Genomic DNA, 20,916 nt, shown 5'->3' with positions numbered 1-20,916 from the left:
CTCGACGACCTCATCCACCAGCTTGTCCTCGACCGGCTCGACAGCCGGCATCTCCTTGTCGTTCATGCCCGTTCCGTCCCAGCTGGCAAAGGCCCCGGTCCAGGCCCTGGCCAGCCTGTCACATCACGGACTTACACGATCTTTCAGACACGCTCCCCTACGGTCCAGCCAACAGTTAGTAACCGCCTTGAGCAGTCCGAGGTGGGGGCGGTCTGATGTGAGCGTGGGTCGGTGGCCGGCGGTTCAGTCCGGTTGGGCGGGTTCTCCGTTCACGCCCCGCAGGAGCGGTGGGATGGCGGGGACGTCGTGGGCGCCTTCGATGCCGGCGTGGGTCATGCGAAACTCCTCCGGGTACGCCTCCCGGCTGGTACGGCGAACCGGTTCGGTGGTGCGCCAGGTGTACAGACAGTCCTGGCACTGCAGGACGTCCCAGACACCGGGGACGGACGAGGTGGCGAGCCTCGCGGTGCGGGTGGCCGCGCAGCGGGGGCAGATCATGGTGGGCCTCCAAGTACGTGGGCGGGTTGTGCGGAGTCAGCGGGCGGCGCGCAGGGCGGTCAACTTCGCCGCCCAGTAAGGGGTCTCGGGTACGTCGGTGACCGGCTGCGTGTAGTGGCCGCGGTGGTCGGGCGACACCGGGGTGGTGGCGTCGATGACGAGACGGTCGGTGATGCCCTGGGGTTGGGCGCCGGGGTCGAGTCCCATGATCGGGAAGTTGGGCAGGGTGACCAGGTCGCCCGCCGGGTTGACCTTGGTGGACAGGGCCCACATCACCTGAGGGAGGTTGAAGGGGTCGATGTCTTCGTCGACGACGATGACGATCTTGCAGTAGCCCAGGCCGTGCGGGGTGGACATGGCTCGGGTGCCGAGCGCTTTGGCGAAGCCGCCGTAGCGCTTCTTGGTGGAGATGACGACGAGCATGCCGTGAGTGTGGGTGGCGTTGACGGCCTGGACCTCGGGGAATTCCGCCTTGAGCTGCTGGTGGAGCGGCACACAGGTGTTGGCGGCGGTCAGGAAGTCGACCTCGGTCCAGGGCATACCGAGGTAGAGCGTCTCGAAGATCGGGCTGCGACGGTAGGAGATCTTGTCGATGCGGACCACCGGCATGCGGCGGCCGCCGGAGTAGTGGCCGGTGAACTCCCCGAAGGGGCCCTCGATCTCGCGGGTGCGGGCGATGACCGCGCCTTCCAGGACGACCTCGCTGCCCCACGGCACGTCAAGTCCGGTCAGCGGCGCGGTGGCGATCGGGGCGGGGACGCCGCGCAGCGCGCCGGCCAGGTGGTACTCGGACTCGTCGTAGCCGAGCGGCGTGGCGGCGACGATGGAGATGACCGGCTCGTTGCCGAGCGCGATGGCGATCGGCAGGTCCTCACCGTGCTCCTCCGCCTTGCGGAGGTGGATGGCGGCGTCATGCATCGGGACCGGCTGGAAGCCGAGCCGGTTGCGGCCCTTGACCTGCATGCGGTAGATGCCGACGTTCTGCTTGCCGAAGTTGTCAGGTTCCTGCGGGTCGCGGGTGATGATGGCGGCCTTGTCGATGTAGAAGCCGCCGTCACCGTCATTGAGCCGGAACAAGGGCAGCACCTTGAACAGGTCGACCTCGTCCCCCGTGAGCGTCTCCTCGGCCCATGGGGGGTTCTCGCGGCGCTCGGGCTCGACCGGGAAATCCTGCCAGCGGCGGCTGAACTCCTCCACCTGGTCCTTCGGGCTCGTGGCGGGCGGAAGACCCAGGGCGAGGGCGTGGTTGGCCCAGGAGCCGTGCACGTTCAGGGCGATCTTGGCGTCGGTGAACCCGGTGACGTTGTCGAAGTACAAGGCGGGAGCGTGCTCGCCCAGGCGCGGTGCGGCGTTGGCGGCAGCCGCCAGGTCCGGCTCGGCGGCCACCTCCTCGGTAACGTGCAGCAGCTGACCGTGGCGGCCCAACTCGGCCAGGTAGGAGCGCAGATCGTCGTAGGGCATGGTCCGTCTTCTCTCAGGTGGGTCAGTGGGAGGTTGGGCGCTGGGAGGTTGGGCGCTGGGCGTCCTTGTTGTGCCGGGCGTCGGCGAGCCCCGTCCATCGGCGGGCGCGCGGGGCGGGCAGGTCGAACTGGTCCAGGACGCGGGCGACGATGTGGTCGACGACGTCATCGAGGCCGGTGGGGTGGTTGTAGAAGGCGGGCATGGGCGGCACCATGACCACGCCCATGCGGGTCAGAGCCAGCATGTTCTCCAGATGGATCTCGCTGAGCGGGGTCTCCCTCGGCACCAGCACGAGCTTTCCGCGCTCCTTGAGCACCACATCGGCCGCCCGCCCGACCAGGCCCTCGGCGTAGCCGGCCCGGATTCCGGCGAGGGTCTTCATGCTGCACGGGATGACGATCATGCCGTCGGTGCGGAAGGAGCCCGATGAGATCGCCGCGGCCTGGTCCGCCGGCCCGTAGTCCACGTCGGCGAGCTTGGTCACTTCGCGGGTCGTGTACGGGGTCTCCAGCTCGATCGTGGCCCGCGCCCACCGGCTCAGGACCAGGTGCGTCTCCACCCCGTCGAGGTCGCGCAGGGCCTCCAGCAGGCGCACCCCCAGCGGGGCGCCCGTTGCTCCGGTCATTCCGATGATCAACCGCATGCGGGCCTCGCAATTCCTTCCCTCCGGCTCGTCCCACGAGCGGTCGTACATCGGTCGTGCATCGGTCGATCCCTCGCTCGGTGCGGTCCTTCGGCTCTTCGCCGCCTCCCTCCGACGCTATGGGCCCCTGTCGGGCGAGGGCGGTAACCTGGGGACCAGTGATGGGAAAAAACCGACAGCTGTCCGTGGCCGACGTGGCGTACCGGCCCTCGCTGAGCGCGCCCCTCGGTATGGACGTCCTCGGCTTCGCCGAACTGTCCACCCGCGGAAGCCGGCGGGGACTGGATCTGGCGGCGCCGCTCCGGCCGGACTTCCACCACCTGATCCACGTCAGGCATGGCCCGGTGCGGCACACCGTGGACTTCCAGGACTTCACCCTGGACTCCGGCTCCTGGCTCTGGGTGCGAGCCGGCCAGGTCCACCAGTACGTCCCCCGTGACCACCCTTCGGCGCGGGGCACCATCGTCATCTGGCAGCCCGGCTTCGTGCCCGCGGAGCCCCTGCGACACGACTCACCCATGCTGCCCACCGGCCGGCACGCCCGCTCCACCAGTCTCGCGCTGCGCCACCTCGTCCACGAATACGGCGACCTGGCAGCCATCCCCCTCGACGCCCACATCGAGGCGCTGCGCCACCTCCTCAGCGTCCTCCTGCTGCGGCTGGCCCACGCCTGCCCGCCCCCCGCCGCGCCCGGACCGGTCAGCGACGTCTTCCACAGCTTCCGCACCGCCGTCGAACGCGACTTCGCCGCCTCCCACCACGTCAGTGACTACGCCACCGCCCTCGGCTACAGCGCCCGCACCCTCACCCGCGCCGTCCAGTCCGCGACCGGCTCCAGCGCCAAGCAGTACCTCGACGCCCGCATCCTCCTGGAGGCCCGGCGGCTTCTGGTCCACACCGACGCCACCTCCGCGGAGATATCCCGCCGACTGGGCTTCCCCGACCCCAGCGACTTCACGAAGTTCTTCCGGACGCGCGACGGGGCGACGCCACTGCGGTTCCGCGAGGCGGCACGAGGCAGAGCACCCGGGTGATCTCTGCCCGGGCACCCGACGAACGGGGACCTCCGGCGTGCCGATGTCCGCCGCGATCCGCTTTCGCGCGAAGTCACCCGCATTCGCCGTTCCCGCCCGGGCGCTTGAGGTGCCTGAGGCGCTCGAACCGAAGGCTGGACGGAGCCGTCACCGCCAGCCCCATGACGAGTCCCAGCAGCAGGTGCCAGCCGGGGACGTAGGGGAAGAACGCGATGCCTGCCACGAAAGCCAGGCCCACCGCGAAGAGCAATCCGTTCCACAGCCGGCCTCGCTCCATCGACCCCGCCGGGATGACCCGCCAATGCCGGGCCTGAGGCGGCAGCCCGAGGAGCCTGCGCCCACGCCGCGTGTACTGGCCGGCCAGAATCACCACCGTCAGCACGCCGAGACTCCCGTACCACCACATCCACCACTTCTCCAGGTGGAGCACATGCTCCAGGTCGGGTGTGGAGAGCGCCAGGAAGAGCTGGAGGCCCCACGTCATCGAGAACCATCGGGGTGGACGTGGGGGATCCGCCGCCTGGTCGTGGCACCCCTCGACTACGTCCATGGCACGGGCAGCCTGCTCGGCGTCGGGTTCACGGGGCACTGGACATCTCTCGGTAGTCCTGGGGGGGATTCATGGGCGTTCATGGATCGTGCGAGGCGGGGTGGCGGGGCCGGCAGGCACCCCGCCCGGGCACACGGCGTTGCCCTGAAGGAGCCCCGCACGTCAGTCGGCCACTCCGCGGAAGGCCAGCACCTTGTCGATCGGCATCCGCACCAGGAGGATCCCGGGCACGCTGTTGCGGACGGCGTACTCGGCCGCACGGTCCTCTCCCACATAGCGGGCAGCGATCCGCCTCGCCCAGTCGCGAACCTGCGGCCCGTCCTCGCTCACCTCCGCCCGGCCGTCGATGACGACGAAGGAGAACGGCGACTGATCATCGTCCACGCACAGGGCGAGCCGCCCGTCGCGGAGCAAGGTGCGGCCCTTGACGCTGTTCCTGGCGGTGTTGAAGACGATGTCGCCGCCGTCCAGCAGGAACCAGACGGGTGCCACGTGCGGGCGTCCGTCGGTACGGGTGGTGGCGATTTTCGCGGTCCGGGTGCCTTCACTGACGAAGGCACGCCACTCCGCATCGGTCATGGGTACGGCCATGAGTCCTGGATTCCTCACGAGAAGGTCGGTTGCGGGTGCGGCCGGCGAGGCAGCATCAGCTGCCCCGTCGCTCCGGACCGCACGGGGAAACGCTCGGTCAGAACAGGCCGTTGCTGTGCGGCAGTTCGGCGGGGATCTGCTGGATGACGTCCCAGTGCTCGACGATCTTCCCGTCGGCGAGGCGGAACAGGTCGAAGTAGACGACCGGCACACCGAACTCGCCCTCGGCCTGCACCAGGACGAAGTCGCCCTCGGCGACGACCCGGTGGATCGTCTCGTAGACGACGTTCTTGCCCTGTGCGGCCCACTTGGCGGCGGCCACGCCGAAGCCGTCCAGGCCGTCACCGGCCTCCGGGTTGTGCTGGAGGTAGGTCTCGGTGGAGGTGTAGTCGGTCGCCACCGAGTATTCCGCGCCCTTGAGTACCTTCTCGGCGTACTCGGCGACCAACTTGCGGTTCGCTTCGGTGGCCCCCGGGTCGCTGACCTGGGTGGGGCCGTCGGTCTGGGAGCGGCCGCTGACGGTGGCCTCGACCACCGGGGCCAGCGCGTCCCAGTGCTCGGCGAGCTTGCCGTTCTCCACGCGGAAGACGTCGAAGGCGACCAGCGGCGTGGGACCGAAGCCGTGGTACACCCCGTGCAGTGCGACCAGGTCTCCGTCGGCGATCACCCGTGCACGCTCGTAGCGGAAATCGCCGGACAGCGAGGAGACCAGTTCACGCATGACCTCGGGGCCGTCGGCGGCCAGCGCGCTGTGCTGCTTGTACGTCGGCGAGACCCAGCGGTCCACCGCGGCAGGGTCCTTGTCACCGAACAGCTCATCCACCGCTTGCAGGACCACATCCCTGTTGTTCATGACGCATATCCGTTCTCCGGGGCGGCGGGCACCGTGCCCGCCGACTGCGCCTCCAGAGTCGTCGGACCTGCTCCGGCGCACGAGGTAAAACCGTGACCCGCTATGGGAGAAAGTGGACAACCGTCGAAGGGGGGTGCCACGGGCCGAGCCAATCTTCGCGCCAATGGTCAATCGGGTAGCCGCGCCAATGACCAGTCGGGTAGCGGGAACGCATTGCTGCGTCCCCGCCGCCTCAGAACCGTGCAAGCAGCTGTTCCGCAGTTCGTCCCACAGAGTCGACCGGGCCGGTCGAAGCCCTACCGGCCCCCCTGGGGATGGCCCGGTCGGACCCATGATCTTGACGCTTCCTTAGCGCCTTCATAGCGGTTCACTGACGTATCGTTAACGCCAGGTGAGCCGGGAAGTCTGGTCGGCATGCAGTGCGATTCTCCGCCCCGTCGGCCCTGAAAGGCTCATCCCCGTATGACTCTCCCCAAGGCCGCCGTGTCCGCGGCCGTTCCACCGGTGCGCACCAGCCGGGGACCGCGCACGTCGGTGCTGTTCATCGCCTTCGCCTTCGCGGTGATCGCGGATCCCGTCTCCTCCGTCGCCTACGCCATCGAGGCCGCTCTGCGGGCGCTCCACGGTGACCTGGCGCTGCTGCTGCCCACCATGTCCCTGGTGGTCGGTCTGGTCGTCGTGGTGACCGCCAATTATTGGCAGTTGGTACGCCGCTTCCCCAAGGGTGGCGGCGCGGCGGCCGCAGCCGGGCGGGCGTTCGGGCCGCGCTGGACCTTCCTGCCCATAGGCGCGTTGGTGGTCGACTTCGTCCTGACCATCGGCATCTCCATCTCGGCAGCGGCCAGCGCGGCGATCGCCCTGTTCCCTGCACTCGCCGGGGCACGCGTCCCGCTGGCACTGGGGCTGCTGGTGCTGGTGGCCGGGCTGACCTGGTTCGGCCACGGCGGCCGCCTGTTGTTCGCGGCAATGACCGTGCTGTTCGTGGTGGTCTCCGTCGCCGTCCTGGTCCTCGGCTTTGTCAACCCGCACGGGATGGGCCACGCCCCGGCCAGCACCGACGCGGGCCGACCCGCCGTGCTGGCCGTCGTGCTCGCCTTCCCGGTCGCCATGGCCCTGGCCACCGGCGTGGAGGCGCCCTCCACCGCGATCGCCCAGCTCGGGCAGCTCGACGACACCCACCGACGCCGCTTCGGCCGCGGCACCCTCGCCCTGCTCCTGGTCATCGTGGGCGGACTGACGATCGCGCTCACCGTGCTCGCGCTGCACCTGCACATCGGCATCCCGGGCGCCGAGTCCACCCAGATCGCCGACATCGCGCGTTCGGCCGCCGGCCCGGGCTGGCTGTACGGGGCGTTCCAGCTGGCCAGTTCCCTGCTCCTCCTCGCCGCGGCCAGTTCCTCCTTCCAGGCAGGGCCCGGCCTGCTCAAGGCCCTGGCCGGGACGGCAGGCGCGCCCGGGGTGCTGCCGCCCGTCCTCGGCCGTACGAACAAGCACCACACCCCGTACTGGTCGGTCGTCGCCTACCTGATCGCTGCCGGCGTGATCATCGTGGCCGCAGCAGGCGAGGAACAGGAGCTGGTCCTGTTCTACGCGGTCGCCGTCTTCGTCAGCTTCCTGGTGGGCCTGGTGGCGATGGCCCGCTTCGCCCGCACGGAGAAGAAGCCGGCCCTGGCCTGGGTCAACGCCCTCGCCGCGGCCGCGGTCGCGTTCACGCTGGCTGTGAACCTGCTGCGCGGCTGGCCGATGCTTTCCCTGGCCGCCACCCTGCTCATCGCCGGGGCCCTCTACCTCCGGTGGGTGCGAGTAGGACGCCCGGACGGCATCGAGGACATCGAGGCTCAAGCCGAGGTCCCAGCCGAGGCCGTGCCCGAGGCAATTGGCTGAATCGATGGTTTCCACCGCCGATCCCGAAGCCGGTGGGCCAGGCGCTGGTCGAGGCGCGTGGGCATCATGCAAGCGCAGGGTGTCCTCGCCGATGTCGTGCGGACCGTCGACCATGACATCGCCACCGGCGTCTGGCCGGACATGACCGAACACGCTGATTCCGATCGCGACTGGCCGTGCACAGCCAGTCGCGATGTCGGAGTGCGAGGGCTACGGCATCACGTGCCGAGAGAGAGCCTTGCCGTTCTCATGCCCCGGTGGCCCTCCGGAGGCGGCGTTCGGATCCCAGGCGGGCGTAGTGGGCGATGAGATCGGGGTTGTCGACCGCGGCGGGATTGACGACCTGCTCGGCCGGGGCGCCCTGGAAGAGCCGTTTGACGGGGACTTCGAGTTTCTTGCCGGCGCGGGTGTGCGGGATGGCCGGGACTTCGAGGATCTCGTCGGGGACGTGTCGGGGGGGGGAGGCGCCGGCGCGGATCGCCTCCTTGATCCTCTCGCGGAGGGCGTCGTCCAGGGTCACCCCGGCGGCGGGGACCACGAACAGGGGCATCCAGTAGCCGCCGTCGGGTTCCTCTGCGCCGATGACGAGGGCTTCGGTGATCTCGGGGAGGCGTTCGACGACATCGTGGATGTCGGCGCTGCCCAGGCGTACACCGTTGCGGTTCAGCGTGCTGTCGGAGCGGCCGTGCACGATCACCGAGCCGTGACCGGTGAGCGTGATCCAGTCGCCGTGCCGCCAGACGCCGGGGTAGGAGGAGAAGTAGGCGTCACGGTAGCGGGTGCCGTGGGGGTCGTTCCAGAAGTACAGAGGCATCGACGGCATCGGGCGGGTGACGACCAGCTCGCCGACCTGGTCCACGGTCGGGCAGCCCTTGGCGTCGTAGGCGGCCAGCGCCACGCCCAGGTGGGGCGCGGACAACTCCCCGGCCCAGACGGGGGTGTTGGGCGCGCTGCCTGCGAAGCCGGACACCACGTCCGTGCCGCCGCTGATGGACGCGAGCAGGGCATGGTCGCCGACGTGGTCGCGGACCCAGGGGTAGGCGGAGGCGGGCAGGGTGGAGCCGGTGCAGCCGACCACGCGGACGGACGACAGGTCGTGACCGGACGGGTCGATGCCGAAGTTGGCCATGCCCAGGAGGTATGGGGGGCTGGTGCCGAAGACGGTCACCCGGTGGCGGGCGGCCAGCTCCCATAGCATGACTGCCGGAGCCATGATCGTCATCATGGTCCTGCCCAGCCGCAAGGCCGCCGGCCAGCGCCATCAGACAGAACCCCTGATGACGGAGGCCAACCAGAACGAGGAGTACGCGGACTTCGCGCGGTAACCCGTACCTCATCCCCAACACAGCCTGCCCGGCCTCGCTCTGTCGAGGTCGGGCAGCAGCGCTCGTGCCGACCTGGCCCACTCCCCCGCACGGCGTACGGCCGGAGGCGGCCGCGACGCACCAGGCCGTACGCGCGTCACCAGTCGGTCAGCAGCAGGTGGTTGACCAACAGAGCGGTCGCCGCCTGAGCGGCCAGCCAGCCGCGGCGGTCGCGGGCGGGCAGCAGCGCGGCGGTTGCCGGCAGCCACCACGTGAAGGGCAGCCAGATGCGTTCGGTCTCCGCCTTGCTCATGCCGGACACGTCGGCGGCCAGCATGGCGAGTAGGAAGGCGCAGGGCAGCACGACGGCCGCCACCGCCTGCGGGTCGGCGTGCCGCCGCCACTTACCGACGGCGGCGGGTGCGGCCGCCAGCGCCCGGCGCAGCCCCGCCGCGGCGGCCACGCCCGCGGCCGCCACCGCCGCGCCCAGATTCCCCCACCCCCAGTACGCGTACGGGCGCACCCCGCCGTACCCCTGGTAGTAGCGGGTCCTGAGCAGGCCGTACGCCTGCCACCAGTTGAAGCCCAGGAGGGTGAAGGCGAGGACGACGGCGGCGCAGGCGGGCAGGACGTAGAGCAGCGGCCGGGCCCTGCGGGTGCACAGCAGTACGGCGAGGACCGGGATCGCCAGCAGGATCAGCCCGTACGACAGGTAGACCGCTGCGCCGAGCAGCAGGCCGCTTGCCGAGGCGGCAACTGCCGTCTGCCACCCGCGAGTCCGGGTGGCCGCGAGGGCGAGCAGGGCCAGCGCCCAGGCGGCGACCGCCGCGAAGTAGCCGTCGGCGGACACCCCGACCCAGACCGCGCCCGGGGCCAGTACGAGGAAGGGCGCGGCCGCCCGCGCCCGGCCCTCACCGGCGAGCAGGCGCAGGGTCACCAGCACGGCGGCCGCTGCCGAACTGCCCGCGGTGATGCAGAAGACCGCGCCCCAGGCGCCGCCGCCCAGGCCGATCCGGTCGAGCCCCACGAAGGTGAGCACGGCCCCGATCGGGTGACCTGCGATGTGGGTCCCCCAGTTGGAGGGCGAGTTGATGAGGATGTGGCCGGTGAAGTCGTGCACGGTGCTGCTGAAGTGCTGGAACCGGTCGATCCCGCGGAGGTACTCACCGGGCCGCGTCAACCGGCCCGCGACGCCGCGCTGCCAGCCGTCGACCAGAGCCAGCGACCACGTCCACGCCATGGCCGCCGCCCAGGCGGCCCACGGCAGCGCCCGCCACGGCAGCCGGTCGGCCAGCCGGGGGCCGTAGCCGACGGCCAGGGCGGCCACGGTCACCGCGGCCGGGGTGCCGGGGCCCAGGTGCGGACTCCAGTCGGCCATCAGCGGCGGCCAGCCCACATGTAGGGACGGGCTGCGACTCAGCAGATACGCGCCGACGCCCGCGACCACCGCGAAGAGCGCGAGGGCGGCGGCGCCGGCGGCGAGGTCGAGGCGGCGGCCGCTGCCGGGGGCCGGGGTGGCGGTGTCCGGGGTGGCGGGCTCGTATGGGGAGGGCCGGGGGTGCGTGGGCGGTGTGGAGGGCACACCCTTCACCGTAGGCTCCACACGCGCCGCGGTCCCGGAGCGGCCCGCGGCGTCAGACTCCCGTCATGAGTCGGTGCCGCTGAAAGCGCTTCGGAACTGGCGGGTGTCGGCGGCGCGCCCCTGATCCTCGGGCAGGTAGCGGTGGCCAGGCGTCGGCGGCCGTCACAGCGGATCGCCCAAGACGTGGACGTCCCTGTTTCGTAAGGGGTTCGGGTGTTCCACAGCGGCCTTGCGGCGGCTGTGATGGAAGGCATGAGATCGCGCTTGTTTCCGCCGTTGTTCAAGGGCAGGCTGCATGACGCCCGCACGGCGACCTCGATTGGGCGGTGGCTCGGCCTCGCCTTCATGGTGTGCTTTGCCACCGGTCTGATCAGCCATGTGTTGCAGCATCCACCCGAGTGGCTGGCGGATGACCTGCCGAGCCGCCCGGCGTGGGGCTACCGGCTGACGCAGGGGCTGCATGTCGCCTCGGGCATCGCGGCGATTCCGCTGCTGCTGGCGAAGTTGTGGACGGTGTACCCGCGGCTGTTCGCCTGGCCGCCGGTGCGGTCGGTGCGGCACGCCCTGGAGCGGTTGTCGGTGGCCGTGCTGGTGGCGGCGGCCGTCTTCGAAGTGGCCACGGGCCTGCTCAACACCGCGCAGTGGTATCCGTGGCCGTTCTCCTTCGTGCCGGTGCACTACGCCGTGGCCTGGCTGGTGGCCGGATCGCTCGTGCTGCACATCGCGGTCAAGGCTCCCGAGATCCGGGCCCACTGGAACCGGCGGTCGCCGGGCACCCTGGCCCTGCCCGAGGAGGACGGGCCCAGCCGGCGCTCGCTGCTGGCCGCGGTAGCAGGGGCGGTCGGTGCGGTCACCGTGACCACCGTGGGCCAGTCCTTCACGCCCCTGAAGGACCTGACCCTGCTCGCACCCCGCCACCCGGACCACGGCCCGCAGGGTCTGCCGGTCAACCGCACCGCTGCCGCGGCCGGAGTCGGGCTGATTCCAGCCGAGCGCTACCGCCTGACGGTCGCCGGGCCGCGACCCTACACGCTGACGCTGGATCAGCTGCGGAGCCTGCCGCAGCACGAGGTGGAGCTGCCGATCGCCTGCGTGGAGGGGTGGAGCAAGTCCGCGCACTGGACGGGCGTGCGGGTCATGGACCTCCTGGAACGTGCGGGTGCCCTGCCAAACGCCCGCGTGCGGGTGGTCTCGCTACAGACGCGGGGCGGCTACCGGGTCTCCGAGATGGGGCATGAACACGCCCACGATCCACTGACCCTGCTCGCTCTGCGCCTCAACGGCGAGGAGCTCTCCCCCGACCACGGCTACCCGGTGCGTCTGATCGCCCCGAACCGGCCCGGCGTACTGCAGACCAAGTGGGTCGGCCGACTGGAGGTGCTGTCATGAGGGTGAGTGTGACGCGGCTGCTCACGGGTGTGGCCGGTCTGGCGCTGATGGGCGTCGGCGTCTCCCTGCTGCTGGACGTGCGCGACCTGACGGATGTTCTGGTCTGGCTCGGCGGGGCGGTGGTACTGCACGACGCGCTGATCGCGCCGCTGGTGCTGCTCATCGGGCTGGTGCTGGTCCGCGGCGGTGCGCGCGGGCCGGTCCGGGGAGCACTGCTGGTGGCGGGCGCCCTGACGGCGGTCGCCCTGCCGGTGCTGCTGCGCCCGGGGAAGCCGGCCAACTCCTCGGTTCTGCCACTGGACTACCCGCGCAACTGGCTGCTCACGCTGGTGGCGGTGGCGGCCGTCACGGCCCTCGTACTGGCCGCGCGGGGGATCCGCCGCAGCCGTCGGCGGCCACCTTCGTAGGTGCGGCCACCTTCGTGGGTTCGTCCGCGCTCCTGCCTGCCGGGCCGTCTTGCGGGTGTCCCACGGTGGCGGCCGCACGGCCCGGTAGCGCTCGGCTCGCTGCCGGAAGGCTTACGAACTCCTGACGCTCCGGCGTCGTACAGTCGCCGGGCGGGCCGTGGCCGTAGCGTCGGTGGCATGTTGATTCTGGTCACCGGAGGTGCGGGCTTCATCGGCTCGCACGTCGTCACCGCCCTCACTGGCGCCGGGCACGATGTGCGCGTGCTCGACGCACTGTTGCCTGCCGCACACCGTACGACCCCGCCGATCCCCGATGGGGTGGACTGGAGGCATGCGGACGTCCGCGACGCGGCGGCCGTGGCCGGGGCCCTGCGGGGCGTGGACGCCGTCTGCCATCAGGCGGCGATGGTCGGGCTCGGAAAGGACTTCGCCGACGCCCCCGCCTACGTGGGTTGCAACGACCTGGGCACCGCGGTGCTGCTGGCCGGTATGGCCGAGGCCGGGGTGCGGCGTCTGGTGCTGGCGAGTTCGATGGTGGTCTACGGAGAAGGACGCTACGAGTGCCCGTGGCACGGTGCCGTACGGCCGGGGCCGCGCACGGTGGCCGATTTGGAGGCGGGACGCTTCGAACCGCCCTGCCCGACGTGCGGTGAGCCGCTCGCCCCAGGACTGGTGGCCGAGGACGCCCCGCTCGATCCGCGCAACGTCTACGCCGCCACCAAGCTCGCGCAGGAGCACCTCGCCTTCGCGTGGGCCCGTGCCGTCGGCGGGCGGGTGGCCGCGTTGCGCTACCACAACGTGTACGGGCCCGGGATGCCGCGTGACACCCCGTACGCCGGCGTCGCCTCGCTGTTCCGGTCCGCACTGGAGCGCGGTGAGGCACCGCGGGTGTTCGAGGACGGTGGCCAGCGGCGGGACTTCGTCCATGCACGGGACGTGGCCGGGGCCAACCTCGCGGCCCTGGGCGGTCTGCCCGGTCTGCCGGAGGGGACCACACGGGCGTACAACGTCGGCAGCGGCGAGCCCCACACGGTGGGCGAGATGGCCGCCGCCCTGGCCGAGGCGCACGGCGGGCGGACGCCGGTCGTCACAGGGGAGTACCGGCTCGGCGACGTCCGCCACATCACCGCCTCCTCGCACAGGCTGCGCGACGAACTGGGGTGGAAGCCCGAGGTCGCGTTCGGGGAGGGAATGGCGGAGTTCGCGACGGCCTCGCTGCGAGCCGGCTGACGTCTTCCGTCCGGCCGGAACGCCGGCCCCGATGAACGCGAAGGGCCGGCCCTGCTTTCGCCCGCAGGGCCGGCCCTGCTCCGGTGGGCTCCTCAGACAGCGGCGGGCAGGCGGACCTCGAAACGGCAGCCGCCGGGGACGTTGCACACCGCCGCGAGCCCCCGGCGAGCGTGGGGAGCGCGTTTCATGCCACCGAGTCTCACACCGGCGTTCGGCCGTCGGCGGGAGCGGCGCCGGACGTCAGCGATCCGTAAGAGCACCAAATCCCTTTTGTCTGCTTTGCATCCGTAGGGTGAGTGGAGTGATCGAAACATCCCCCTCTTCGCCTGCTCCTGTGGACGTGGTGCTGCCCTGCCTCGACGAGGCCGAGGCCCTGCCGTGGGTGCTGGACCGCATCCCCCCGGGCTGGCGCGCGATCGTCGTCGACAACGGCTCCACCGACCGCTCCGCGGACATCGCCCGCGCCCTCGGGGCGCATGTCGTCCACGAGCCGCGGCGCGGCTTCGGCGCCGCCTGCCACACGGGCCTGACCGCCGCCACGGCCGACGTCGTCTGCTTCTGCGACTGCGACGCCTCCCTCGACCCCGCGCTTCTGCCCTCCGTCGCCGAGCCCGTCCTCGACGGCTCCGCCGACCTCGTACTGGGCCGCCGCAGGCCCGTCACGCGCCGCGCCTGGCCACTGCACGCCCGCCTGGCCAACACGGCCGCCGATGCCGCCGCGGTCGCCGCTTGCTGCCCGCCCGGTTCGCGCTTCGTCGCCACCTTCAACTCGCTCACGGAGGCCGGGCGATGAGCGCCCCGGCAAGCGGTACGGACCTTGCCCCCGGCGACCGGACGACGACCGATCCGGGCGAGCCGTGGACGGCCGACCCCTACGCCCACGCTCTGCGCACCGGACGCGGCCCGCTCTTCTTGCGCCGCCTGTCACCACCGGCCCATCCAGACGGCGCCGGAGCGGAAGGGGAACTGCTGCCACTGGACGTCGAGCGCTGGTGCGCCGCCCCCAACGCCGCCGACACCGGCATTCTGCACCGCTGCACCGGTCCCGTCCTCGACGTCGGCTGCGGACCGGGACGTCTGGTGGCGACCCTGGCCGCCCAGGGCATGCGGGCGCTCGGCGTGGACGTCAGCCCGGCCGCAGTGGCCCGTACCAGACAGCACGGGGGTGCTGCCGTGCGCCGGTCCGTCTTCGACCGCCTGCCGGGGGAAGGCCGCTGGGGCACCGCCCTGCTGATGGACGGCAACGTCGGCATCGGCGGCGACCCGCTCGCTCTCCTCGTCCGCCTCCGCACCGTGGTCGCGCCCGGCGGGCGCCTGCTGGCGGAGGCCGCCCCGCACGACGTGGACGAGCACCTCACCGTCCGCGTCGAGGACGCCCACGGCCGGCACGGGCGCCCCTTCCCCTGGGCCCGCCTCGGCACCACCGCCCTGCTGCATGCCGCCGAGGCCGCGGGCTGGATCACGACCGGCCGGTGGACGGCCGAGGGCCGCCCGTTCGTGGAACTGCACCGCCCGCAGCCCGGACATCACGACGAGCACCCCACGGCCACCGGAAGGTCCGAACACCCATGAGCGAAACCGCCGCCCCACACCGCCAATCCCCCAGCCGCTGCCCGGCCAGCCCGCCGCACCTACGAACCGGACAACGGCCCGTATCAGCACCCTCGTCACCGCGGTCCTCCTCGCCGCACTCACCGCCGTCGCCTTCGACACCGTTCGCGCAGGCGACAACCAGAGCGACCCCGGCCGCAATGAACGGCAGAACGGCCATGGCGACCAACAAGACCAGCAGCGGCAGGGTGAACTGGAAGTAGACAGATACGGGCCTGGCGTATCCCACACCCTGCATGAGCGCGATCGACAGCCCAACGGCCGGCCCCGCCCCCCAGCCTCGAATCACCCATGGAACCGCCCCGGCCAGCTGCCACCAGGCCAATTCACGAGTGCTCAAGGAATCGGCGTGACGGGCGAGGAAGACCAGCCACCGCCGCGCCGAGTCGCCGACCCAGCGCCTGTCGGAGGCCGCAGAGACCAGCGACTCGTCGTAGACAGCGGGTATGAACTGGTCGAGGAGGTGATCCTCGATCGCCTGCCGGTCGGGGAAGCGGCGCTGGTCGAGGAGTGCGGCCGGGTCCTTGTCGGTGTCGCTGTAGGCAGCCCGGGCCAGCGTCGTCATCAGCGGCGTGGACAAAGCCTGGGAAAGGACACGCACTTCGGGATCGCGGGGCCGGTCGCGCATCCGGGCCAGGACCGGTTCCCATTTGGTGATCGTGCGGCCGCCAGTGACCTCCGGGCGGGCGGTACGAGGCAGGTAGCCCGCCAGTTCCGCCGGGCGCAGTGGACGGATGCGGACGACGGCCGCACCAGTGAGCACATCGGCCTGCTACAGGGCATCCCGGTATTCCTCGTCCCGGCTGGTCAGAAGAATCCGGGCGGCAGCGTCCAAGGTCGCGTTGAGTTTCCGCAGGGCCTCCGGCCGTGCGCCGGCCGGGATCTCGTCGAAGCCATCGAGAACAGGGAAAACCCGGCCGGTGCGCAGCAACTCCTTGGCAACCGCGCGAGCGGACACCACTCCGGTAGCGAGTGAGGCGTGATCGGCGCCGAGGCGGTCGGCCGCCCATTCCCACAGGTCGGGCTGAGCTTCCGGACGCCATGAAGCGAGGGGAAGGATCACCGGCACACGGTCACCTGGCTGCCGACGATCCAACTGGCCCAGGACGAACCGCAGCATCAGGACCGACTTGCCCGCACCAGCCTTGCCGAGCACGACGAGTCGACCGGACGGCACTCGCTCAAACACCGCTTCGATGTCGTCTAAGCCACCGCTGAGGTCGACGGGGCCGTCCGCGTTCCCGATATTGGACCAATGGTCGGCGAGCCTCGGGAGGGCGTTGGACCACCGTACGGGCACCGGCACGGGATCCTGCAACCGCCGTAACCGCTCCTCCCGTCCCCACTGCTCGCCCAGCGCATCAGCGAGACGCTCGGCCGCCGCGTCGAGATACCAACGCGACCTGTTACCCCACAGCGTCTGCGACTGGCGGTGGCGTGCGACCGTCGTCGTCGCCAGTGCGCCCCCTAGCACCAGCAGCAAGGCAGCGATCGCAAGCACGGAGGGTTCCCGCTGCGTGGCTGGGCTGCGCGCCCATACCACCACGGCGAGGCATCCGGCCGCGACGGCAAGCGCCGACAGCCCCAGCCACATGAACGTCCACCGTGCGGAGACGAATCTCGGCTCGTCATGGAAGTGGATTGCCAGAATTCCGGTGTTGGCGACGCCCCTTCCGCTCGCGGTGGCGGGACCGGTATGGGTCACCTGTACCGAGTCGGCGGGCCAAGGAGCCGATCCCCGGTAGCCGGTCACCGCCGTCCCACCGTCGCGGGCCGTGGCCTCACCCGTGTCCATGGCGGCCACCGGCGGCATCTGGGCGGCCCCACGGTCCGTGGTTTCGCACCCCACGACGTCGGGATCCGTTGCGGGTCGGGGCTTGCGCCATCGCATTCCCAGGACCGCCCCCGGCAGGCGGCTGGAACAGTGTCCAGACAAGGGCGGCGATGCCGACGGCGGCTTGGACAGAGGCCCCGGCCAGCTGCCCGGTATCAGAGCTGTCCAGCAGCCAGATCAGCGGCGTGGAGATGATTCCGGCTGCCGCCAGCAAAATGACCGTGATCTTCCGTCCCTGCGACATAGCCAGCCCCCAAACCTGCCGACAAGCGGCTGATGGCCCGTCACTTTTTATTATGGCTCCTTCTGAAACAGAAACGTATTCCCGCGGCACTGTGGTTCCGGCGCCGGGTCCTGATCTCGTGCACCGGCTCCCGCTGCGTCTGCTCACCGCTGGGTACCGCCGGATAGACGACCTCATGGACCGTTCCCTCCGGCTTGCCGAGCGATCCCTCGGCAAGCGATCTTCTCGGGGCGATTCGCGGATCTTGATCAGGCTGCGGCCCGTTCGCTCCCGCCGATCCACCATGACATGGGGTTCCGCCGCCACAGCGGGAACGAAGTGCCCGCCGCGACGGTGGGCCATCCCCGCGGCGAGCGCCCCGCGAATGACGCGCCCACTCGACAGCCTCGATCACCTGTCGATGGTCCCGCCCCCCTTCCATCCCGCCTCCGGTCCGGCAACAGGGGCTCGATCCGCGCCCACTGTGCGTCAGTCAACGCCACACGCGGACCAACGTCGCACTGATCCAAACGAAATCGCCTAGCTAGGCGACCTTCAGGGTGTAAAAGACTGCAGTTGCTCAGCAGGCCCCGGCTCGGCGGATGTTCCCGGTGGGGCCATGCGAGTGTCAGCTCCTTGCGGGCACGCCGTCCGACATGGTGCTCGGTGCCCGTCGGGAGGTCGTCAAGGGCCCGGCTGCGGCGCGGGTGGACTGGGCTCCCGCTACCGAGGACTGCCGACGGCAGGTTGGTGTCGGCCCTGGGTTCTGTCGTCAAAATGTCGCGCCCTCACCCCCACGCCCGTGCAGGCGGACAGCCCGGCGACGGACGCTTCACCCACCGCCCCGGCAGGTCGGCGTCTTGCTCATGCGATTATGCGGGCGGCTCTCGGTCGACCTGTGCACAGTCAACTGATCAGACGATCGAGCCATCGGGCATCGAGCCATTGGGTGAGAACAGGGGTGTGGTGTGAGCGGGACTGGGGGGCAGGACGGGTCGTCCGTGTCGGACGAGGACTGGGAGCGGTTCCTCCGTGAATCGGTGAGGGATGTGGCCGGTGCCCCCGTGGAGCCGTCGGCACGTGCCCGCGAGGTGGAGCGGCGGCTGCGGGAGCGCTCGGGGCAGCCGGAAGGCTGGCGTACGTACTCACCGGCCCGGCCCCGGCGCAGGACAGGCTGGTACGTGACCGGGCTGGTGACGGCCGTGGTCCTCCTGATCGTAGGGCTCTTCCCGCAGCAGGTCGTCGACTGGATCGGCGGCATCGGCAGTGGGCAGGAGCCGTTGGCCGCCGAGACGGAACGCCCGCGGGAGGCGCCCGGCGCCGGGCCGGGCCTGCGCCCTACCTTCACCGAACCCTTCCGGGGTTCGCCTGCAACCCGTTGGGCCGACGGAGCGGCAGGGATCACCATGCCACCGGCCAAGGCGACCGGCTGGATGGACACCGCCCAGGTCGAGCGGGCACTGACGCAGAGCCGGGACTTCCTGGTGGCCGCGGGGCTCGACTCCCGCGTACTGCACGGCGAGCGGCCCACGAAGGCGATCGCGCTGTTGAACCCGCACCAGACGGACGTCCAGGACTATCTCCGAACCGCCCTGTCGTCGACGGCGCCCACTCCCGAGACCGACCCGCTGCTGTTGTTCAGCCGCTTCCGGCCGGGACAGGCCCAGCTGGTCGGTGACGTGGTCAAGACGCGCGGTCGGCTCACGTACCGGGAGGGGAAACGGGGGGCGGTCGAGGTGACGGCGGACGTCACCTTTGTGTACCCGGTCACCCCGGCGGGCGACGGCGGACGGGACGCAGAGGTCGTCCGTACGATCGTGCGGCGCAAGGTGGTGATGAGCTGGGACGACCCCGCCAAGGTGATCACCGAACCCGGCACGATGTCCCTCGTCTCGTACGCGCTCGACATGACCAACGGCGGCTGCTCCGCCCCGACTGGCTACTTTGTGCCGCCCTTCGGTAGGGCCGATGAGCAGCCCGCCGATACTCACCACGTCGATCCGTACGACCGCAGCAAGCCGATCGAGGCGAGCAACGGCACGACGGCCGGGGGCAACGGCTGCGCGACCGCCACCCGCTCGTAGACGCCTCGTCGTGGCGACAGCCGGACGGGGCGATGTGCCATGTCCGGCTGTTCCGCCGCTCCTACGGCCGTGCTCAGAACGCGCACCGCATGATCCCGGGCCGGCCGTACTTGACCGGGGCCGGGCCATGCCGGAGACCGGCCGGACTTTGTGGACTGCGAGGATGGACGCGGTCCGCGTGGAGCCCGGCGCCGATGTCGCCGCGGTGACTGCGGTGCAGATCCGCGAAGTCGTCGAGCGACTGACCGTCGTCGGCCAGTGGCGGCCGGACAATCCGAGGGCATGGCCGTCTTGGACGCAGGTTACGACGGCACTGCTATCCGCCTGGCCTTGGAGAAGCTGCCCAGCGGCGGGGCGAAACAGGCCAGTAGGGCTGTGGTGGCCGGGCATCGGCGCCACCGAGGTTGATATCGACCGCTACCGGCAGTCTCTCCTCCGCCGCTTCGACATCGAGCACACCCTCTGACGGCTCAAGCAGACGCCCGGCTGGGCCGAACCCACCTTCACAGCCCCCGAAGCAGCCGACCGAGGGGATTCCTCAGCGCGATGCGCGCAGGGAAGCGTCCAAGGTGCTCATGAGGTGGGCAACGCGGCCCTTGCCTGTCGGCGCGAGCGGATACCGGCAGAGAACATCGATCAGGACCGGCGTGGCGCGTCGCCTAGCCTGCTCGATGAGCTTGTCTCCGACGTCGGGATCGTCGCCTGCGCGCAACTCGGCTACCCGCGCTGCACAAGCAGCCCCGCGCAGGATGTGACCTACCTGGGTAGCCTTCGCGATGGGGTGCAGGTACGCGGCAGCTGCGGCGTCTCCAGCAGCGCGCGCAGCAAGTCGTGCGGTTTCGCTGTCCGCTTCCTTCGCGGCGCGGTGTGCGTCCAACGCGGCAACGCGCTGCAGCTTGGTCCTTCTCGCGCCGTTCACGAACTCCCAGGCGGCATCAACTGCTGCGCGAGGCCGCGGATCATCGGGAACAGCCTCCTCGAACGCCGGAAGGACTTCCTGAACACTCTCCACCACGTAGCGCGTCACGACGCGCAGCTCGTCCATGGTCAGCTCGAAGTCACCGGCTCCGGTCGTCATGACCCGATTCTCCCATCGACGCGGTGGCCGACGGCGACGGGTTAGGCGTCACCGCTCGCGTCGAGCGGAACCGTGCGAATCCGCAGGCACCAGTGCTCACGAAGCAGCGGATCCTACAAAAGCGGATCTTGAGTATGTGGCGATCTCGGCTTGTGTCGCGAGGAGATCTAGCGGATGAGCAGTGGGCGGTACTGGAACCGCTGTTGCCCAGGGGGAAGAGGTCGGGAAGGCCGCCGACATGGACCCGGCAGCTGATCGACGGCATGCGGTTCCGGGTTCGTACCGGCATCCCGTGGCGGGACATGCCCGACGCAGCCCCGGAGGCCAGCGGTCCTTCTGCTCACCCCGTGCCTGCGCCAAGTCGCTGCTCCCGCCTCGCCGCCGCCCGTGGTCGTGACGCTCCCTGGGGAGGATCAGGGGAGTATCCGAGCCGCTGGGGAGCGCGTGGGGAGAAGCAGCTGCATAACCCGGCAAGGACCTGAAAGACGTTGAAAGGATCATTTGCGCGGGTCAGCGGCGGGCGCAGTCGCATCATCACAGGTCAAGGGCAGTGCCTGGACAACTTCGTCGTGAAGTTCACCGGCTCGGCGCAGGGCCGCAAGGCGCTGGTCGCCGAGGTGATCGTCGGCGAGCTGGCCCGAAGACTCGGGCTGCGGGTAC

The 20,916-nt window shown here is 70.6% G+C and carries 19 protein-coding genes and 3 pseudogenes; 11 read left to right on the top strand and 11 right to left on the bottom strand.

All coding sequences use genetic code 11. From position 1 onward, the window contains the following. Positions 1 to 243: 243 nt before the first annotated feature. From AB0C96_RS41605 to AB0C96_RS41595, 3 genes are read right to left on the bottom strand one after another with little or no spacing between them, the layout of a single operon-like run. Positions 244 to 498, bottom strand: coding sequence for a non-oxidative hydroxyarylic acid decarboxylases subunit D (locus AB0C96_RS41605; protein ID WP_362925324.1), 255 nt, complete (start codon positions 496 to 498; stop codon positions 244 to 246). Positions 499 to 534: 36 nt separating this feature from the next. Continuing rightward, a complete protein-coding gene (locus tag AB0C96_RS41600; protein ID WP_362925322.1) occupies positions 535 to 1,959 on the bottom strand; it encodes a non-oxidative hydroxyarylic acid decarboxylases subunit C in 1,425 nt (474 codons plus the stop codon). A gap of 22 nt (positions 1,960 to 1,981) precedes the next feature. Next, a complete protein-coding gene (locus AB0C96_RS41595; RefSeq protein ID WP_362925320.1) occupies positions 1,982 to 2,602 on the bottom strand; it encodes a non-oxidative hydroxyarylic acid decarboxylases subunit B in 621 nt (206 codons plus the stop codon). Between the two features lie 161 nt (positions 2,603 to 2,763). Between AB0C96_RS41595 and AB0C96_RS41590 the strand changes: the two genes are divergently transcribed. Continuing rightward, positions 2,764 to 3,636 (top strand): helix-turn-helix transcriptional regulator, encoded by an 873-nt coding sequence (locus AB0C96_RS41590; protein WP_362925318.1) that lies wholly within the window; start codon positions 2,764 to 2,766, stop codon positions 3,634 to 3,636. Between the two features lie 73 nt (positions 3,637 to 3,709). Here AB0C96_RS41590 and AB0C96_RS41585 read toward each other — a convergent pair whose 3' ends face one another. From AB0C96_RS41585 to AB0C96_RS41575, 3 genes are all read right to left on the bottom strand, one after another. Continuing rightward, a complete protein-coding gene (locus AB0C96_RS41585) occupies positions 3,710 to 4,120 on the bottom strand; it encodes a hypothetical protein (protein ID WP_362925317.1) in 411 nt (136 codons plus the stop codon). A gap of 228 nt (positions 4,121 to 4,348) precedes the next feature. Then, a complete protein-coding gene (locus AB0C96_RS41580; RefSeq protein WP_362925316.1) occupies positions 4,349 to 4,777 on the bottom strand; it encodes a PPOX class F420-dependent oxidoreductase in 429 nt (142 codons plus the stop codon). 97 nt (positions 4,778 to 4,874) lie between these two features. After that, on the bottom strand, positions 4,875 to 5,630 hold the full coding sequence (locus AB0C96_RS41575) for a nuclear transport factor 2 family protein (protein ID WP_362925314.1): 756 nt from the start codon (positions 5,628 to 5,630) through the stop codon (positions 4,875 to 4,877). A 462-nt stretch (positions 5,631 to 6,092) separates the two neighbouring features. Here AB0C96_RS41575 and AB0C96_RS41570 point away from each other — a divergent pair, with 462 nt between their 5' ends. Both AB0C96_RS41570 and AB0C96_RS41565 read left to right on the top strand, forming a co-directional pair. Beyond that, entirely contained in the window at positions 6,093 to 7,514 is a 1,422-nt protein-coding gene (locus AB0C96_RS41570) for an amino acid permease (protein WP_362925313.1), read from the top strand. Positions 7,515 to 7,574: 60 nt separating this feature from the next. Next, a pseudogene (locus AB0C96_RS41565) lies at positions 7,575 to 7,667 on the top strand (flavodoxin family protein); the annotation flags it as partial. A gap of 94 nt (positions 7,668 to 7,761) precedes the next feature. Here AB0C96_RS41565 and AB0C96_RS41560 read toward each other — a convergent pair. After that, positions 7,762 to 8,712 (bottom strand): annotated as a pseudogene (locus AB0C96_RS41560) (AMP-binding protein); the annotation flags it as partial. A gap of 263 nt (positions 8,713 to 8,975) precedes the next feature. After that, the gene (locus AB0C96_RS41555) at positions 8,976 to 10,400 is read right to left on the bottom strand and encodes a hypothetical protein (RefSeq protein ID WP_362925312.1); all 1,425 of its coding nucleotides are present in this window, start codon (positions 10,398 to 10,400) and stop codon (positions 8,976 to 8,978) included. A gap of 243 nt (positions 10,401 to 10,643) precedes the next feature. Between AB0C96_RS41555 and AB0C96_RS41550 the strand changes: the two genes are divergently transcribed. The 5 genes and pseudogenes from AB0C96_RS41550 to AB0C96_RS41530 all read left to right on the top strand — a co-directional run bounded on the left by AB0C96_RS41550 (position 10,644) and on the right by AB0C96_RS41530 (position 14,998). Next, positions 10,644 to 11,789, top strand: coding sequence for a molybdopterin-dependent oxidoreductase (locus AB0C96_RS41550; protein WP_362925311.1), 1,146 nt, complete (start codon positions 10,644 to 10,646; stop codon positions 11,787 to 11,789). Next, positions 11,786 to 12,196, top strand: a complete 411-nt coding sequence (locus AB0C96_RS41545; protein ID WP_362925310.1) for a hypothetical protein — start codon at positions 11,786 to 11,788, stop codon at positions 12,194 to 12,196. The genes AB0C96_RS41550 and AB0C96_RS41545 overlap by 4 nt, the downstream gene beginning before the upstream one ends. Before the next feature lie 177 nt (positions 12,197 to 12,373). After that, positions 12,374 to 13,426: an NAD-dependent epimerase/dehydratase family protein gene (locus AB0C96_RS41540; protein WP_362925309.1), complete on the top strand. Its 1,053-nt coding sequence runs from the start codon at positions 12,374 to 12,376 to the stop codon at positions 13,424 to 13,426. A 334-nt stretch (positions 13,427 to 13,760) separates the two neighbouring features. Then, positions 13,761 to 14,117: pseudogene (locus AB0C96_RS41535) on the top strand (glycosyltransferase family 2 protein); the annotation flags it as partial. Positions 14,118 to 14,215: 98 nt separating this feature from the next. After that, the gene (locus AB0C96_RS41530) at positions 14,216 to 14,998 is read left to right on the top strand and encodes a class I SAM-dependent methyltransferase (RefSeq protein ID WP_362925308.1); all 783 of its coding nucleotides are present in this window, start codon (positions 14,216 to 14,218) and stop codon (positions 14,996 to 14,998) included. On the opposite strand, the gene AB0C96_RS41525 is transcribed toward AB0C96_RS41530, so the two are convergent. Together AB0C96_RS41525 and AB0C96_RS41520 are read right to left on the bottom strand one after the other, a co-directional pair. After that, a complete protein-coding gene (locus tag AB0C96_RS41525; RefSeq protein ID WP_362925306.1) occupies positions 14,886 to 15,800 on the bottom strand; it encodes a hypothetical protein in 915 nt (304 codons plus the stop codon). The two genes, AB0C96_RS41530 and AB0C96_RS41525, sit on opposite strands and share 113 nt — an antisense overlap. A gap of 9 nt (positions 15,801 to 15,809) precedes the next feature. Further along, entirely contained in the window at positions 15,810 to 16,832 is a 1,023-nt protein-coding gene (locus AB0C96_RS41520) for an NACHT domain-containing protein (protein ID WP_362925330.1), read from the bottom strand. A 1,263-nt stretch (positions 16,833 to 18,095) separates the two neighbouring features. Here AB0C96_RS41520 and AB0C96_RS41515 point away from each other — a divergent pair. Then, positions 18,096 to 19,178 (top strand): hypothetical protein, encoded by a 1,083-nt coding sequence (locus tag AB0C96_RS41515; protein WP_362925328.1) that lies wholly within the window; start codon positions 18,096 to 18,098, stop codon positions 19,176 to 19,178. Positions 19,179 to 19,341: 163 nt separating this feature from the next. Continuing rightward, positions 19,342 to 19,644, top strand: a complete 303-nt coding sequence (locus tag AB0C96_RS41510; RefSeq protein WP_362925305.1) for a hypothetical protein — start codon at positions 19,342 to 19,344, stop codon at positions 19,642 to 19,644. Positions 19,645 to 19,716: 72 nt separating this feature from the next. Here AB0C96_RS41510 and AB0C96_RS41505 read toward each other — a convergent pair whose 3' ends face one another. Further along, complete coding sequence (locus AB0C96_RS41505) at positions 19,717 to 20,256, bottom strand: putative immunity protein (protein WP_362925303.1); 540 nt, start codon at positions 20,254 to 20,256, stop codon at positions 19,717 to 19,719. A gap of 134 nt (positions 20,257 to 20,390) precedes the next feature. On the opposite strand from AB0C96_RS41505, the gene AB0C96_RS41500 reads away from it, so the two are divergent. After that, positions 20,391 to 20,738 (top strand): transposase, encoded by a 348-nt coding sequence (locus AB0C96_RS41500; RefSeq protein WP_362925326.1) that lies wholly within the window; start codon positions 20,391 to 20,393, stop codon positions 20,736 to 20,738. Positions 20,739 to 20,916: the final 178 nt, after the last annotated feature.

Origin of the sequence: Streptomyces sp. NPDC048506 (assembly GCF_040651315.1) — a bacterium.
In the GTDB taxonomy this organism is placed as follows: domain Bacteria; phylum Actinomycetota; class Actinomycetes; order Streptomycetales; family Streptomycetaceae; genus Streptomyces.
Note: the sequence above shows the minus strand (reverse complement) of the source record. Positions and strands in the feature narration are given on the sequence as shown.